Genomic DNA, 16,466 nt, shown 5'->3' with positions numbered 1-16,466 from the left:
CAGCCTCGCCAAGGCTCGACAGCTGCTACGTGAGTCATTACACCTTCAGTTCAACTTCACCCAACTGCCCGCCATACGGCCCAAAACTGCGCTCCACGATATGCCGCGTCCCGTCGGCATTCACAATCAACGCCGTACTCGCCCGCGTCCCGTAACTGGGACTGGCAATAAACACACTCGACAGCAAACTCTCCGTCGCCAAGCCCACGCCGGTGTCCGGCAAGTCAGCAAACGGCGCCGTCTGCGGGTCGCTCAAAATCCCCAGCAAAGCTTTAGGCTGCGGATCGTCCAGCACTTCTGTCAGCGCCGCCTTGGCCTTCAACAACTTCGGCCACGGCGTATCCAGCCCTGCATTGGATAACCCATAAACCCCCGCCACCAATGGTGTCGGCGCAGATTCCTTGGCGTTGTAATGCCAAAGCTCGTCCCGCGTCCCGACCAGCAGGTTAAACCCGGCATATTCAATCGATCTGCCATTAACGTCGGCCAAATAGTCGTCAATCGACAGCGAACCACTGAGAAACCGCGCCACCAATTCACCCCGCGACTTGCGGGCCGGCGGCTGGTGTGGGTCACGAATATTGGTCAGCGCCGCAAAGCGCCCATCCGTCCCGACCCCCAGCCAGGTCCCGCCGGCTTCCTGGTCGCGCCCGGCGTAAACATGGGGCGCGTCCAGCCACTGGGCCAACGGCAGACTGGGCCGGGCATAGAACTCATCACGGTTGGCCGCGACGATCAGCGGCTGGGCGTGGCCCGGCCGCCAGGCAAAAACAATCAGGCACATAAGGCAATCCCTTTGTGTTTTGCCCACTCTACCCATAGAACCCTGTGCTTTGCATCCGTTAACATGCCGGTCTGTTTTCGGGGGCTCCCATGGAATTTCTGCTGTATTTGCTGCTGGGTTCCTGTGCGGGCATGCTCGCCGGGCTGTTCGGCGTGGGCGGCGGGATCATTATCGTGCCGGTGCTGGTGTTCAGCTTCACCTTGCAGGGCTTCGATCCCTCGGTGTTGACCCACCTCGCTGTCGGCACATCCCTGGCGTCTATTATCTTCACGTCGGTGAATGCGGTGCGTGAGCATCACCGGCGCGGCGCCGTGCGCTGGCCGATCTTTGTGTGGATGGCTGTGGGCATCCTGCTGGGCGCAGGCGTTGGCGCGCTGACCGCCGAGGCGATTTCCGGGCCGCACTTGCAGAAGATCATCGGTGTGTTCGCCCTGGTGATCGCGTTGCAGATGACCCTGGAGCTCAAGCCCAAGGCCAGCCGCCAGGTGCCGGGCAAGCTCGGCCTGACCCTGGCGGGCGGCGTGATCGGCTGGTCGTCGGCGATTTTCGGCACCGGCGGCGGTTCGTTGACCGTGCCGTTCCTGACCTGGCGCAGCGTGCCGATGCAGCAGGCAGTGGCCACTTCGTCGGCCTGCGGCTTGCCGATCGCCCTGGCCAGTGCGTTAAGTTTCATGATTCTGGGCTGGCATGATCCGTTGCTGCCCGAGCATAGTCTCGGCTTTGTGTATTTGCCGGCGCTGCTGGGCATTGCCCTGACCAGCATGGTGGCGGCCCGTTTCGGCGCGCGTCTGGCGCATCGGTTATCGCCGCGCTTGCTCAAGCGGCTGTTCGCCGGCTTGCTGTTTTGCGTGGGTTTGAATTTTTTGTTGTAACGCAGGCTTAATCGCGCACCGGCATGGTCCGATGCGCCATGACTATTGATTTAACGAGGAGTCGCAATGCTGCCTTACCCGCAGATCAACCCGGTGGCCGTGGCCATCGGTCCGCTGCAAATCCACTGGTACGGGTTGATGTACCTGATCGGCATCGGCGGTGCCTGGCTGCTGGCTTCCCGGCGCCTGAACCGTTTCGACCCGACCTGGACCAAGGAGAAGCTCTCCGACATGGTGTTCTGGATGTCGATGGGGGTCATCGTCGGCGGACGCCTGGGGTATGTGCTGTTCTACGACCTGCCAGCCTACATCGCCAACCCGACGCTGATCTTCGAGGTGTGGAAGGGCGGCATGGCGTTCCACGGCGGGTTTGTGGGGGTGATGATCGCTGCCTGGTGGTTTGGCCGGCGTAACGGCAAGTCGTTCTTCCAACTGATGGACTTCGTCGCGCCGTTCGTGCCGATTGGCCTGGGTGCCGGGCGTATCGGTAACTTCATCAATGCCGAATTGTGGGGCAAGCCGACCGACGTGCCGTGGGCCATGGTGTTCCCGCCGTTCAGCGACCCGGCGCAATTACCGCGTCATCCGTCGCAGCTGTACCAGTTCGCCCTGGAAGGCGTGGCGCTGTTCCTGATCCTCTATATCTTCTCGCGCAAGCCACGCCCAACCATGGCCGTGTCGGGCATGTTCGCGCTGTTCTACGGGATCTTCCGCTTTATCGTCGAGTTCGTGCGGGTGCCGGATGCGCAGCTGGGCTACCTGGCGTGGGGCTGGTTGACCATGGGTCAGATTCTCAGCCTGCCGATGATCATCGCCGGCCTGGGCCTGCTGTGGTGGGCTTACAATCGCCCCCAGGGCATCAAGAACACCGCGCTTTAAATTCGAACGCCGGGGCCCGAGGGGCCCGGCTTCAACGATACAGGTATAGACATGAAGCAATATCTCGAACTACTGAACGATGTCGTGACCAATGGCCTGACCAAGGGCGACCGTACCGGCACCGGCACCAAGGCCGTGTTTGCCCGTCAGTTTCGGCATAGCTTGGCCGACGGCTTCCCGCTGCTGACCACCAAGAAGCTTCACTTCAAAAGCATCGCCAACGAATTGATCTGGATGTTGAGTGGCAACACCAACATCAAGTGGCTGAACGAGAATGGCGTAAAGATCTGGGACGAATGGGCCACCGAAGACGGTGACCTGGGCCCGGTGTACGGCGAGCAGTGGACCGCGTGGCCAACCAAGGACGGCGGCAAGATCAACCAGATCGACTACATGGTCGAGACGCTGAAGACCAACCCCAACAGCCGCCGCATCCTGTTCCACGGCTGGAACGTCGAGTACCTGCCGGACGAGACCAAGAGCCCCCAGCAAAACGCCCGGGACGGCAAGCAAGCGCTGCCGCCTTGCCACCTGCTGTACCAGGCCTTTGTGCATGACGGTCATCTGTCGATGCAGTTGTACATCCGCAGCTCCGATGTATTCCTCGGCCTGCCATACAACACCGCGGCCCTGGCGTTGCTCACCCATATGCTGGCCCAACAGTGCGACCTGATCCCTCACGAGATCATCGTCACCACGGGCGACACCCATGCCTACAGCAACCATATGGAACAGATCCAGACCCAGCTGGCGCGCACGCCGAAGAAGCTGCCGGAACTGGTGATCAAGCGCAAACCCGCGTCGATCTACGATTACAAATTCGAAGACTTTGAAATCGTGGGTTATGACGCTGATCCGAGCATCAAGGCCGACGTGGCTATCTAAAAGCGATCTCGGTCCCAATGTGGGAGCGGGCTTGCTCGCGAATACGGTGTATCAGAAACACACCCAGTGGCTGACACTCCGCTTTCGCGAGCGATCTCGCTCCCACATTTGTTTTGTGTACACATTCAATGGCCGTGGCTTCTGCCCACATGTGAGGGCTCAGCCTCGCTGGCCGCGACACTCCCGCTGACTTCCAGCCGCTGCAAAATCCCGCACTGATCCAGATCCGGCCCGCCGCCGCAGCGCTGGCGCAGGTCGAGCAACTGTTCCTGCAACGCCAGCAGCCCGTCGATCCGCGCCTTCACGTGGTGGATGTGCTCGTCAATCAATGCATTCACGCTTTCGCACTGATCCTGAGGACTGTCCCGCAGGCCCAGCAGGCTGCGAATTTCCTCAAGGGTCATGTCCAGGCTGCGGCAGTTGCGGATAAACACCAGCCGCTCAGTGTGCGCCTGGGTGTACAGACGGTAGTTTCCGTCACTGCGCGCAGGCGGCGGCAGCAGGCCTTCCTTCTCGTAATAACGGATGGTTTCCACCTGGCAATCCGTCAATTTTGCCAATTCGCCGATCTTCATCGCAGCAATCTCCAAAAGGGTGCTTGACCCTATAGTGGCTACAGGGTCTTTACTTGGCAACAGGCACCTTTACGGACGCGACAGAATGAGCGATTCCATCCACACCCCGCACAAGCACGACCATGATCATGACCACGCGCACGATCACGGCTCGAAGCTGAAACCTGTGCAGAAGCACGACCATGGCAGCCATGGCGATTCCTGCTGTTCCAGCAAGGCCGCGCCGGCGCTGGTGAAGCTGACTGAAGCCCCGACGGCGGGCTCGCGGCTGAGCACCTTCCGCATCGAAGCCATGGACTGCCCCACCGAGCAGACGCTGATCCAGAACAAACTTGGCAAGCTCGCCGGTGTGCAGCAACTGGAATTCAACCTGATCAACCGCATTCTCGGCGTGACCCACGACCTGCCGACGACCGCGCCGATCATCGACGCCATCAAGTCCCTGGGCATGCAGGCAGATCCCATCGAAGAGGGCGTCGCCCCGGCGGAACCGCCGGCGAAGAAGCACTGGTGGCCGCTGGCCGTGTCCGGTGTGGGCGCGTTGGGTGCCGAAGTGCTGCACTTCACCAACGCAGCCCCGACGTGGGTGATCGCCCTGGTCGCGCTGATCTCGATCTTCAGCGGCGGCCTCACCACCTATAAAAAGGGCTGGATTGCCCTGAAGAACCTCAACTTGAACATCAACGCCCTGATGAGCATCGCCGTGACCGGCGCGATCCTGATCGGCCAGTGGCCTGAAGCCGCGATGGTGATGTTCCTGTTTACCGTGGCGGAGTTGATCGAAGCCAAGTCCCTGGACCGCGCGCGCAATGCCATCAGTGGCTTGATGCAGATGACCCCGGAACAGGCCACGGTTCGTCAGGCCGACGGCAGTTGGGTTGAACAGGATGTCAAAGTCATCGAACTGGGCGCCATCGTGCGGGTTCGCCCCGGCGAGCGGATTGGTCTCGACGGTGAGGTCACCTCCGGCCAGTCCACCATCGACCAGGCGCCGATTACCGGTGAAAGCCTGCCGATTGAAAAGACCGTGGGCGACAAAGTTTTCGCCGGCACCATCAACCAGGCCGGTTCCCTGGAATACAAAGTCACTGCAGCCGCCAACAACTCCACCCTGGCGCGGATCATCCACGCCGTGGAACAGGCCCAGGGCGCCCGCGCGCCTACCCAGCGTTTTGTCGACACCTTCGCCAAGGTCTACACCCCGGCGGTGTTTATCTTTGCCTTGGGCGTGGCGCTTATTCCGCCGCTGTTCATGGCAGGCGTGTGGTTTGATTGGATCTACCGTGCGCTGGTATTGCTGGTCGTCGCCTGCCCGTGTGCGCTGGTGATTTCCACCCCGGTGACCATCGTCAGCGGCCTGGCCGCCGCGGCGCGCAAAGGTATCCTGATCAAGGGCGGCGTGTACCTGGAGGGCGGTTACAAGCTCGACTACCTGGCCCTGGACAAGACCGGCACCATCACCCACGGCAAACCGGTGCAAACCGATTACCTGTCGCTGTTCCCGAACATGGAAGACAGCGCCCCAGCCCTGGCCGCGAGCCTCGCCGGACGCTCCGATCACCCGGTGTCCCTGGCCATCGCCAATGCGGCTGTGGATAAGAATCTCACCGTTCACACTGTGGATAACTTCGAAGCCCTGGCGGGTCGTGGGGTGAAGGGTGAAATCAATGGTGAAGTCTATTACCTGGGCAATCACCGTCTGGTGGAAGAGCTGAACCTGTGCTCGCCGGCCCTTGAAGAAAAACTCTTCGCCCTGGAAAAACAAGGCAAGTCCGTGGTCCTGCTGCTGGATAAATCCGGTCCGCTGGCGCTGTTCGCGGTGGCCGACACCGTGAAAGACACCAGCCGCGAAGCCATCCAGCAGTTGCATGACCTGGGCATCAAGACCCTGATGCTCACCGGCGACAACACCCACACCGCCAAGGCAATCGCCGATCAGGTCGGCATCGACCAGGCCCAGGGCGACCTGTTGCCCACCGACAAACTGCAAGCCATCGAAGCGCTCTACGCCAAGGGCCACCGGGTGGGCATGGTCGGCGACGGCATCAACGACGCCCCGGCGCTGGCCCGTTCCGAGATCGGGTTTGCCATGGCCGCCGCCGGTACCGACACCGCCATCGAGACCGCCGACGTGGCGCTGATGGACGACGACCTGCGCAAGATTCCGGCATTCATTCAACTGTCGCGGCGCACGTCGAGTATCCTCAAGCAGAACATTGCCCTGGCCTTGGTTATCAAGGCGATCTTCCTGGCGGTGACCTTCCTTGGGATGGCCACCATGTGGATGGCAGTGTTCGCCGACATGGGCGTGAGCCTGCTGGTGGTGTTCAATGGTCTGCGCCTGTTGCGCAAATAGTCGATGAGAGGGTGGTGTGCTGAGTGCCGAGCTGAAGGCGTTTTACATGGTCGCCCGCCTGGGCAGTATTACCCAGGCGGCGAAAAAGCTCGGGCTGAGCCAGCCCACGGTGACCACCCAGATTCGTCACCTGGAAAGCCAGTACTCGGTGGAGTTGTTCTACCGAGGCGGGCGCCGCCTGACCGTCAGCGAGGAAGGCGCGCGGCTGTTGCCGATGGTCAAGGCGCTGTTGCAGCAGGAAGCGGACATCGAGTTTTTCCTGCGCAACAGTGGCCAGGTGCAAGGCACGTTGAGGATTGCCGCGACGGCGCCTTATTACATCCTCGACCTGGTCAAAACCTTCCGTGAGCGGCTGCCGCAGGTCGAGGTTTCGGTGGAAATCGGCAACTCCCAGCAGGTGCTGGAAGCGCTGGATGACTACCGTGTCGACGTCGCTGCCTCATCTCAACTGCTTGAAGACCCGCGCCTGATCCGGCGGGTACTGGGCATGGACCCGCTGGTGCTGGCGGTGCATCGCAATCATCCGCTGGCAGTGCTCGACCATGTGCCACTGACCGCGCTGGCCGGGCACACCTTGCTGATGCGCGAGCCGGGGTCGACCACCCGTCGATTGACCGAGGAGATGTTGCAGGGCGCCGGCGTGAGTTACGGGCCGCTGCTGGAGATCGGCAGTCGGGAATCGATCCGTGAGGCAGTGCTGCGCAATATTGGCATCAGCATCATTGCCCGCCAGGAAGTGCCCCACGATCCGCAACTGCGTGTGCTGACCATCGAGAATGCCCCGCAGATTCCCGAGTATTTGTACTGCCTCAAAGAGCGAAAGGGCGCCCGGTTGCCGGCGGCTTTCCTGGGGTTGGCGCAGGAAATGTCTCCGATCTAAAGTGTCTGATCGTTCCCACGCTCTGCGTGGGAACGCCGGCCTGGACGCTCCGCGTCCGCTCTTAAGGTCGTGACGCGGAGCGTCACAGGATGTATTCCCACGCAGAGCGTAGGAACAATCTGTTGGCACAACCCAAATCCACCAATACCACTATCGCCACGTTTTGCCTTTCTGCCACAAGAGGGACGCATTGCCTGCCTAGGATGACCTTCATCAGTTTGATGAGGTGCCTCCATGAACACAGCCATGACCAACCCCGGCGCGCCAATGAAGGTGCGCGGTGTGCAGAAACGCTTCGGCGCCTTTACCGCCCTGGATAACGTGTCCCTGGATGTCGCCGCCGGCGAACTGGTGTGCCTGCTGGGCCCGTCGGGCTGCGGCAAGACCACCTTGCTGCGCTGCATCGCCGGCCTGGAACGCCAGGACAGCGGCGAGTTGTACCTCGGCGACCGCGACGTTTCCCTGCTGGCACCCCAGGCACGGGACTACGGCATTCTGTTCCAGTCCTACGCGCTGTTTCCCAATCTCACCGTCGAAGCGAACATCGGCTACGGCCTCACCGGCAGTGGCCGCGATGAAGTGCGCAAGCGCGTCGGGCAGATGCTGGAACTCGTAGGCCTGGTGGGCAGCGAAAAGAAATTCCCCGGTCAACTCTCCGGCGGCCAACAGCAGCGTGTGGCCCTGGCCCGCGCCCTGGCGCCGGCGCCGTCCTTGTTGTTGCTGGACGAACCCATGTCGGCCCTCGACGCCCGGGTACGCGAGCATCTGTGCACCGAGCTGCGCCAACTGCAACGCCGCCTGGGCATTACCACCCTGATGGTCACCCACAACCAGGACGAGGCCATGCTGATGGCCGACCGCATTGCCGTGATGAACAACGGCAAGGTCGAGCAGTACGCCACGCCCCAGGAAATCTACGACCGCCCGGCCACGCCGTTCGTGGCCGAGTTCGTCGGCCAGGGCAACTGGCTGCCGTTCAGCCGCAACAGCGCCAGCCACGCCCAGGTCGGCGGGATGAACATGCGCCTGGCGGAAAACTCCGGTGCCGCAAAATCGGGCCGTCTGTTCTGCCGCCCGGAAGCCATCAGCGTCAACCCGCCGGTGCATGAAGAAAACCTGTTCCCGGCCAAGGTCCGCGAGATCACCTTCCTCGGCAACCGCTGCCGCATGAGCTTTGAGCTGGACCAACTGCCCGGCCATCCGCTGCTGGCCGAACTGGCCCCGGAAGCCATGCCGCGCCTCGGCGCCCAGGACATCTGGGTCGCGCTGCCCCCGCGTAGCCTGCAGGTGTTTGCCTGAGATGGCCCGCGATATGACTCTGCCGATACCCGATAACGTGGCTCGTCAGGTTTCCCGTGCCGAAGTCGGCGACCGTATTTTTGTTATCGGCGGCAAGCTGCTCTGGCTGTGTTTGCTGGGCGTCGCGGTACTGCTGCCGCTGCTGGCGATCTTCTGGCGCGGCTTCAGCAGTGAAGCCGGGCAGGGCGGTGGCCTGGTGGCTGCGCGGGAACTGGTCACCAGCGATAACTTCCACTGGTTGCTGGGTAACAGCCTGAAGGTTTCCGGCAGCGTGGCGGCCATCGTCGTACCGTTGGCCTACCTGTTTGCCTACGCCCTGCAACGCACGTTGATTCCGGGCAAGGCGATCTGGCGTGGCATGTCGCTGCTGCCGTTGATGGCGCCGTCGATGCTGCCCGGGATTGCGCTGGTCTACCTGTTCGGTAACCAGGGCATGCTGCGCGGGCTGCTGTCGGACAACATCTATGGCTTCTGGGGCATCGTCCTCGGTGAAGTGATCTACACCTTTCCCCATGCCTTGATGATCCTGTTGTCGGCGCTTTCCCTGGCGGATGCACGCTTGTTCGACGCCGCATCGAGCATGGGCGCGAGTCCCGCCCGGGCGTTTCGCAGTATCACCTGGCCGGCGACCCGCCAGGCCGTGTTTGCCGCGTTTTGCCTGGTGTTCACTCTGACCATCACTGACTTTGGCGTGCCCGTGGTAGTCGGTGGCGACTATCAAGTACTGGCGCTGGAAGCCTACAAAGCTGTGGTCGGCCAGCAGCAATTCGGCCGCGGTGCCTTGATCGGCATGGTCCTGCTGCTGCCGGCACTGTTCAGCTTCGGTGTCGACGCCTGGCTACGCCGTCGTCACGGCGACTCCATGAGCGGCCGCGCCCAGGTGTTCCAGCCGGCACCGTCGAAGCTGCGGGACGGCTGCTACCTGGCCGTCGTCCTGCTGATCTGCGCGATCCTGCTGCTGGTGTTCGGCATGGCGGTCTACTCATCCTTGGTGAAATTCTGGCCCTACAACCTGTCGCTGTCCCTGGCCCACTACCAGTTCGAAGACACGGCCGGCGGCGGCTGGCTGGCCTACCGCAACAGCATCACCATGGCCCTGTGCACCGCGTTGATCGGCAGCGTGCTGATCTTCACCGGCGCCTACCTGATGGAAAAGACCAAGGGCCAGAAGGGCCTGAACCTGGCGCTGCGCATGCTCAGCTTCGTGCCGATGGCGGTGCCGGGGTTGGTGCTGGGCCTGGGCTACGTGTTCTTTTTCAACCTCAACGGCAACCCGCTGCATGTGCTCTACGGCACCATGACGTTGCTGGTGGTGTGCACCATTGCTCACTATTTGACCACCGCCCAAATGACCGCCACCACGGCCCTGCGCCAACTGGACGCGGAATTCGAAGCCGCCGCGCTGTCGCTGAAGGCGCCGCTGTACCGCCATTACCTGCGGGTCACCGTGCCGATCTGCCTGCCGGCGCTGCTGGACATCGTGCGCTACCTGTTCGTCTCGGCGATGACCACCGTCTCCGCCGCGATCTTCCTCTACAGCCCCGACACCATTCTCGCCGCCGTCGCCGTGCTGAACATGGACGACGCCGGCAACGTCGGCGGCGCAGCGGCCATGTCGACCCTGATTCTGTTCACCTCGGCGGGCGTGTCCTTGCTGCTGGCGTGGGCCTCACGCGGCTTGTTGCGCCGCTCCCAGGCCTGGCGCCAAACCGCGCCCGGTCAATAAATCATCCATAAAGGAACTGCACCATGTTCAAGCCCCTGGCGTTAGCCGCTGCTGTGCTCACTGCGTTCAGCCTGAATGCCTTTGCCGCCAAGACCGAGTTGACCGTGTACACGGCCCTCGAAGCCGAGCAATTGAAGACTTACAAACAAGCCTTCGAAAAGGCTAACCCGGACATCGATATCAAATGGGTGCGCGATTCCACCGGCATCATCACCGCCAAGCTGCTGGCCGAAAAAGCCCGCCCGCAGGCTGACGTGGTCTGGGGCCTGGCGGCTTCCAGCCTGGCTATCCTCGACCAGCAGGGCATGCTGCAAAACTACGCACCCAAGGATCTGGGCAAGATCGGCGCGAACTACCGCGACGCCGCCAACCCACCGGCCTGGGTCGGCATGGACGTGTGGGCTGCGACCATCTGCTTCAACACCGTCGAAGCCGAAAAGCAGGGCCTGAGCAAGCCGGTGAGCTGGCAGGACCTGACCAAGCCTGAGTACAAAGGCAAGATCGTGATGCCCAACCCGGCCTCGTCCGGCACCGGTTTCCTGGATGTGAGCGCCTGGCTGCAGACCTTCGGCGAGAAACAGGGCTGGCAGTACATGGACGACCTGCACCAGAACATCGGCCAGTACGTTCACTCCGGTTCCAAGCCGTGCAAGCTGGCGGCGTCGGGTGAGTTTCCGATCGGTATCTCGTTTGAATACCCGGCCGTTCAACTCAAGCGCCAGGGTGCGCCGCTGGACATTATCCTGCCGAAAGAAGGCCTGGGCTGGGACATCGAAGCGACTGCCGTGATCAAAGGCACTGCCCACGCGGACGCGGCACAGAAACTCGCCGACTTCTCCGCAAGCCCGGCGGCGATGGAGCTGTACAAGGAAAACTTCGCGGTACTGGCTCAGCCGGGTATTGCCAAGCCGCAGACCGAATTGCCGGCTGACTATGAGCAGCGGCTGATCAAGAACGACTTTGCCTGGGCGTCGAAAAACCGCGACAGCATCCTGACCGAATGGCGCAAGCGCTATGACGGCAAGTCGGAAAAACAATAACCACCGATCGTTCCCACGCTCTGCTTGGGAACGCGGGCCTGGACGCTCTGCGTCCGCTTTTGTAGTCGTGACGCGGAGCGTCACAGGATGCATTCCCACGCGGAGCGTGGGAACGAGAGGTCTTCATGACACAACTGCTGATCATCGGCGCCGGCATCCTCGGCCTGTCCCACGCTTATGCGGCCGCCAAACGCGGCCTCAAGGTCAAGGTCTTCGAGCGCAGCGCCACCCCATTGGGTGCTTCCGTACGCAACTTCGGCCAGGCACTGGTCACCGGCCAGCCGCCCGGGCCGATGCTCGACCTGGCGCGGGAAAGCCGCGAAATCTGGGGCCAGTGGGCACAGCTCGCCGGTATCCAGCTCAAACGCAACGGCTCCTATCTGTTCGCCCGCACCGAAGCCGAAGAGCACTTGCTTGAAGCCTTCTGCGCCGGTCGCGCCCTGGAGTACGGTTATCGCGTCGAGTTGCTGCAAGGCGCGGCCCTGCACGGTCTGTACGGTGGCCAGTTCGCTCATCACCGTGCCGCGCTTCACGGCCTGGACGATCAACAACTGTATTCCCGCGAAGCCATCCCGGCGCTGATCAACTACCTGAGCCGCGAACTGAACGTGGAGTTTCATTTCTCCACCCTGGTCCGCGACATCGAGCCCGGCCAGGTGCACACCACCGCTGGCACCTTTCGCGGCGAGCAGATCATTGTCTGCTCCGGCCACGATTACCAGACGCTGCTGGCCGAGCAGATCGGCGAACTCAACCCGCAAATCTGCCGCCTGCAAATGCTGCGCGCCCGGCCTGCGGTGGAATTGAACCTGCAACACGCGCTGCTGACCGGTCTCAGCTGCGTCCACTACGGCGCCTTCGCCGATTTGCCGGAGGCCGCGCCGGTGCAGGCCGAAATCCTGCGGGATGTACCGCACCTGCACGAAAACGGCATTCACCTGCTGATCAGCCCAACGCCTTATGGTGAGCTGATCATCGGTGACTCCCACCATTACGGCAGCGACCCTTCACCGTTCAATGCCGAGCAGGTGGACACCTGGATGATCGAGTTGGCCGAAGAGACTCTGGGCTGCAAGATCCAGGTCGTGGAGCGCTGGCAGGGTGTTTATGGTTCCCGTGGCCCAGGGCCGTTTTCGTTCCTGCGAGCGGGACCCGGGGTGAGCGCGGCGTTGATGCACACCGGCGTGGGCATGAGCGTTGGGCCAGCGATGGCCGAGCGCAATATCACAGAGTTGTGGGGGGACGCGTGATGAACGCAGAGCAGGCAATCGCCGAGGTCTTCGGCCTGTACGAACAGCACGGCACCGCTGACTACATCGGCGAACCGGTCTCGCAGATCGAGCACATGTCCCAGGCTGCGCAGTTGGCCATGGCTGAGGGCTTTGATGATGAAGTGGTGCTGGCGGCGTTCTTCCACGATATCGGGCATATCTGCGGCGAAGGTGGCGAGAACATGGGCGGTTATGGTGTGGTCAGCCATGAACGGCTGGGCGCCGATTATCTGCGCCGCGCAGGCTTCAGCGAGCGGATGGCAAAACTGGTGGAATACCACGTGCAGGCCAAGCGATATCTGACCTTCAGCCAGCCGGATTATTACGCGCGCTTGAGCGAAGCCAGCCGCCGTACCTTGGGTTACCAGGGCGGCGTGATGACCGCCGAGGAAGCCCAAGCGTTCGAGCAGGACCCGCTGTGCGCCGTCAGCCTGCGCATGCGCCACTGGGATGAACAGGCCAAGGAAATGCATGTGCCGGTGCTGGACCTTGAAGTGCTGAAGTCCAAGGCCCGGCAACTGTTGGCGGCTTAGGTCTCGTCCAGGCGCTGGGCCAGGGCTTCGATCTGTTCCTGGCGTTCGGCCTGGCTCAACCTGGGGTGCGGGTTGAGGGACGACCACTGCGGATGGGCGCGGGCCTTGTTCAGGGCTTCCGGCAGCTTGCCTTCGCGCCAGGTCTTGTCCTGGGGCGTGTCGACCTTGATGCTGTGAATCGCCGCGTGGCCCCGCAGGTTCAGGGCCTTGAGCAGTTGCCGCTGGCGCAGGGCCAACAGGCGCAGCACGCTGTCGTCGACGGTCAGCTCGCGCTGGCCCTTGATCTTGCCCAGCAGGCGGCTGCCATAACTGCGGGCAGTTTGCAGGGCGCCACCGGCGATGGCTCCGGCGAGCGCGGCGGCGCCGAGGGTCAGGCCGCCTACGAGTAGATCCACACCCGCACCGGCGGCCGCGCCGGCCGCGATACCGCCACCGACCCGCACGCCCAGTTGCTTGAGGGTCTCGGGGTTGAACAGGTCATCGCCCCAGCGCCCGTCCAGCAGCGGTAAATCGCTGGCGGCGGCGTCCTGCGGGCGGAAGCCGAACAACTTGAGCAAGGCCTCCACGCAACGCTGTTCGCGCTGGCGCACGGCTTTGCGCAGTTCGCTGATGGCTTGCTGTTCTACCTCGACTTCGCTGACCACGCTGCGGCGGCAGGCGGCGCAGTCGATCAGCAGTTCGGCAATCAACCGCGCAGCACTTTGCTGGCGAGCCTGGCGCTGGGCTTCCTGATCAAGGATCAGCCGCTCCAGTTGCCCACGGGAATTTTCCAGCAGCAGGGCGAGGCTTTCATAGAGGCGGCGCTCGCCGTCTTCCGGCGGCGCGACGCTGTCGAAACGCACCAGCGCGTGCAGGCCGAGGCGGGCGAGGGCTTCGCGCCAGTCCGGCTCGCGGTGGTCGGCGCTGCTGACAAAATTGAGCACTGGCAGCAACGGTTTGCCACAGCTGGCCAGCACTTGCAGCTCATCGCGGTACTTGGCCAGCACCGGTTCCCGGGCGTCGATCACATACAGGCCCGCATCCGAGGCGAGCAGTTGGCGCAGCACCTTGGCTTCCTGTTCGAAGCGTTGCCGGGCCTCGCTGCCTTCCAGAAAACGCGCCAGCCGTGCCGGGCCGTCGAGGCGTTCGCCGGGGCGGTCCAGGCGTTCAAGGTAATCGAGCAGGGCGATGGCATCTTCCAGGCCCGGCGTGTCGTACAGCTCCAGCAAGGCTTCGCCGTCTACCGACAGCCGAGCACCTTCGACATGCCGGGTGGTGCTGGGCCGATGGGACACTTCACCAAAGCCGACGTCTCGCGTGAGGGTGCGCAGCAACGAGGTCTTGCCGACGTTGGTGTGGCCGACCACCGCGAGTTTCAGGGGCTTAGTCATGACCGGTCTCCAGCCAAGTGAGCGGCGCGCAATCAGCGAACGGGATCTGCAACTGCTGCAACGCTGTATGCCAGTCACCCAGGCGTTCCGCGTCCAGCGCCTGACCCGCCGGCGCTTGCAGCAGCCAGACCCGGGTGGCGGTGGCGCTGCGGGCCAGTTCGGCGATCAGCGCGAGGCTGCCGCGATCCGGCGAGCGCCGTGGGTCGCAGGCAATGGCCAGGCGTGCGGGCGGGAAGCGGGTGAGTTGCTCCAGCAGCTTGTTGCGGGATTCACGGCTGTCGAGGATGCCGGCGTCCTTGACGCTGGCCGGGAGCTTCGGCGGCCAGGTGCGTTGGTCATCGAGTTCGATGGCCACCAGCAGGGCGCCGTCGCTTTCCAGTTCGCTGACGCCGCCGGTCACGTGGTGCAACTGTTCGGGCGCCGCATCGTTGACCCCAAGCCGTTCGCTGCTGGGCATCAGCCGTTCACGCAGTTGGCTGTAGCCGGGCAGGTTAAGGTCGAGGCTCAAGGCGGCGCGCCCGCGTTTCCAGCGCCACAGGCACAGCAGCGCGAGGATCAGCCTCGGCAGGATGCCGTACACCAGTAGCACGCCCACCAGCCAGGCGGCCCAGGCCTGGCGGGCGCTTTCGATATTCAGGGCGGCATCGCCGCTGGCGCGGATCATCTCGACAGTGGGCACATTGAAGCCGAGCAAGGCGGGCAGGGCGCCGAGGGTTTGGGTCACGGCGACAAAGGTGTCGGCCCGCAGGATGGTGGTTTCCCACACAAACCCGTAGCGCCGGGTGGCCAACAGCGTCAGCAGGATCACCATGGCGCTGAGCAGGGCCAGCAGCCACAAGCTGTTGACCAGCACACCGACCGCCCAGCGATTGAGTTTGCGCCGTTGCAGCAACAGCAGCAGGGCGGGCGCCAGTTGCGCGGCCTTGGCGTCGCGGGCGAGTTTTTCGCTGAGCCATAACCACAGGCGGCCAAGGCTGGCGCCGTGTTCACCGGCAAACAGCAGGCCCAGGGCCCAGCTGAACAACAGGATCAGGTTCAAGCCCAGCAGGCTGCCCAGGGCCCAGAACACATTGACTGGCGCCAGCCCGTTGCCCAGCGCGGCAAAGGCCAAGCCGGCACCGCTGATGATGGCAACCACCGCCAGCAGGATCAGCGCCAGGCGTGCACCTTGCAGCCAGCGGGTCAGGGCGGCGGTCAGGCCATCGCGTTCAGCCAACCACAACGCACGGTTTTGAATGCGCGTCGGCAAGTCACCGCCGCTGCTGCGGGCCAGGCGATTGGCTTCCTGGTCTTCCAGGGCGCCGGCGTGTTCCTCGCGCAAGCGCACGGTTTCGGTCAGCCAGAGTGTTTGCAGGGGATTCAGAGCTGTCACGCGCCGTCCTGTTGAGCCAGTGAGGTTGGAGCATAACCGCTGGAACGCCGGTTGGGGTATGCCGCGCGCGGCTCTGGTATTCTCGTCGCCATGAAAAAAACTCTCCCTTTAAGCCTGATCGCAGCCCTCGGTGAAAACCGTGTGATCGGCGTCGACAACAGCATGCCCTGGCATTTGCCGGGGGATTTCAAATATTTCAAGGCCACCACCTTGGGCAAGCCGATCATCATGGGGCGCAAGACCTGGGATTCCCTGGGTCGACCGTTGCCGGGCCGCTTGAACATAGTGGTCAGCCGTCAGACCGACTTGGCGCTGGAAGGTGCGGAAGTTTTTCCGTCACTGGACGCGGCCGTGGAGCGGGCTGAGGAATGGGCCAAGGCGCAGGGCGTGGATGAGCTGATGCTGATCGGCGGCGCGCAGTTGTATGCCCAGGGGCTGGAGCAGGCGGATCGCCTGTATTTGACGCGGGTTGCATTGAGCCCGGACGGCGATGCGTGGTTTCCCGAGTTTGATTTGAACCAGTGGAAGCTGGTGTCGAATGTCGAGAATGCGGCTGAGGGGGACAAGCCGGCGTATAACTTTGAGGTTTGGGAAAAGGCCTGACGCGTCTGCGACAAATCTGGC

15 protein-coding genes are annotated in these 16,466 nt (G+C 63.0%); 11 read left to right on the top strand and 4 right to left on the bottom strand.

All coding sequences use genetic code 11. The features are described 5' to 3' along the window. Positions 1-37: 37 nt before the first annotated feature. Entirely contained in the window at positions 38-784 is a 747-nt protein-coding gene (locus NVB75_RS18330; RefSeq protein ID WP_258342677.1) for an NRDE family protein, read from the bottom strand. Positions 785-873: 89 nt separating this feature from the next. On the opposite strand from NVB75_RS18330, the gene NVB75_RS18325 reads away from it, so the two are divergent. From NVB75_RS18325 to NVB75_RS18315, 3 genes are all read left to right on the top strand, one after another. Continuing rightward, on the top strand, positions 874-1,656 hold the full coding sequence (locus NVB75_RS18325) for a sulfite exporter TauE/SafE family protein (RefSeq protein ID WP_017476560.1): 783 nt from the start codon (positions 874-876) through the stop codon (positions 1,654-1,656). 66 nt (positions 1,657-1,722) lie between these two features. Continuing rightward, complete coding sequence (gene lgt, locus NVB75_RS18320) at positions 1,723-2,535, top strand: prolipoprotein diacylglyceryl transferase (RefSeq protein WP_008438947.1); 813 nt, start codon at positions 1,723-1,725, stop codon at positions 2,533-2,535. A gap of 51 nt (positions 2,536-2,586) precedes the next feature. Next, entirely contained in the window at positions 2,587-3,420 is an 834-nt protein-coding gene (locus NVB75_RS18315; RefSeq protein ID WP_008438950.1) for a thymidylate synthase, read from the top strand. A gap of 125 nt (positions 3,421-3,545) precedes the next feature. On the opposite strand, the gene cadR is transcribed toward NVB75_RS18315, so the two are convergent. Continuing rightward, complete coding sequence (gene cadR, locus NVB75_RS18310) at positions 3,546-3,995, bottom strand: Cd(II)/Pb(II)-responsive transcriptional regulator (protein WP_017476559.1); 450 nt, start codon at positions 3,993-3,995, stop codon at positions 3,546-3,548. Between the two features lie 85 nt (positions 3,996-4,080). Between cadR and NVB75_RS18305 the strand changes: the two genes are divergently transcribed. The 7 genes from NVB75_RS18305 (at position 4,081) to NVB75_RS18275 (ending at position 13,100) form a co-directional block, all read left to right on the top strand. Further along, on the top strand, positions 4,081-6,351 hold the full coding sequence (locus tag NVB75_RS18305; RefSeq protein WP_258342676.1) for a heavy metal translocating P-type ATPase: 2,271 nt from the start codon (positions 4,081-4,083) through the stop codon (positions 6,349-6,351). Between the two features lie 16 nt (positions 6,352-6,367). Continuing rightward, entirely contained in the window at positions 6,368-7,231 is an 864-nt protein-coding gene (locus NVB75_RS18300) for a LysR family transcriptional regulator (RefSeq protein WP_258342675.1), read from the top strand. 234 nt (positions 7,232-7,465) lie between these two features. Then, a complete protein-coding gene (locus NVB75_RS18295; RefSeq protein WP_063026458.1) occupies positions 7,466-8,530 on the top strand; it encodes a putative 2-aminoethylphosphonate ABC transporter ATP-binding protein in 1,065 nt (354 codons plus the stop codon). 1 nt (position 8,531) lies between these two features. Further along, complete coding sequence (locus tag NVB75_RS18290) at positions 8,532-10,256, top strand: putative 2-aminoethylphosphonate ABC transporter permease subunit (RefSeq protein ID WP_258342674.1); 1,725 nt, start codon at positions 8,532-8,534, stop codon at positions 10,254-10,256. 23 nt (positions 10,257-10,279) lie between these two features. Then, positions 10,280-11,296, top strand: a complete 1,017-nt coding sequence (locus tag NVB75_RS18285; RefSeq protein WP_017476554.1) for a putative 2-aminoethylphosphonate ABC transporter substrate-binding protein — start codon at positions 10,280-10,282, stop codon at positions 11,294-11,296. Positions 11,297-11,421: 125 nt separating this feature from the next. After that, positions 11,422-12,546, top strand: coding sequence for a TIGR03364 family FAD-dependent oxidoreductase (locus tag NVB75_RS18280; RefSeq protein WP_258342673.1), 1,125 nt, complete (start codon positions 11,422-11,424; stop codon positions 12,544-12,546). Further along, entirely contained in the window at positions 12,546-13,100 is a 555-nt protein-coding gene (locus tag NVB75_RS18275; RefSeq protein ID WP_258342672.1) for a phosphonate degradation HD-domain oxygenase, read from the top strand. Before NVB75_RS18280 ends, NVB75_RS18275 begins: the two co-directional genes overlap by 1 nt. Here the strand turns inward: NVB75_RS18275 and NVB75_RS18270 are convergent. Together NVB75_RS18270 and NVB75_RS18265 are read right to left on the bottom strand one after the other, a co-directional pair. Next, positions 13,097-14,470, bottom strand: a complete 1,374-nt coding sequence (locus tag NVB75_RS18270) for a DUF3482 domain-containing protein (protein WP_258342671.1) — start codon at positions 14,468-14,470, stop codon at positions 13,097-13,099. The genes NVB75_RS18275 and NVB75_RS18270 overlap by 4 nt on opposite strands. Then, on the bottom strand, positions 14,463-15,842 hold the full coding sequence (locus NVB75_RS18265) for a DUF2868 domain-containing protein (RefSeq protein WP_258342670.1): 1,380 nt from the start codon (positions 15,840-15,842) through the stop codon (positions 14,463-14,465). Before NVB75_RS18265 ends, NVB75_RS18270 begins: the two co-directional genes overlap by 8 nt. A gap of 90 nt (positions 15,843-15,932) precedes the next feature. Between NVB75_RS18265 and NVB75_RS18260 the strand changes: the two genes are divergently transcribed. After that, positions 15,933-16,445 (top strand): dihydrofolate reductase, encoded by a 513-nt coding sequence (locus tag NVB75_RS18260; protein ID WP_008438965.1) that lies wholly within the window; start codon positions 15,933-15,935, stop codon positions 16,443-16,445. The last annotated feature ends 21 nt before the right edge of the window (positions 16,446-16,466 follow it).

It is taken from the genome of Pseudomonas sp. CBS (genome assembly GCF_024734645.1).
Taxonomy (GTDB): Bacteria; Pseudomonadota; Gammaproteobacteria; order Pseudomonadales; family Pseudomonadaceae; genus Aquipseudomonas.
The sequence above is the reverse complement of the archived record's forward strand: the minus strand, read 5'-3'. Positions and strand labels throughout refer to the sequence as shown.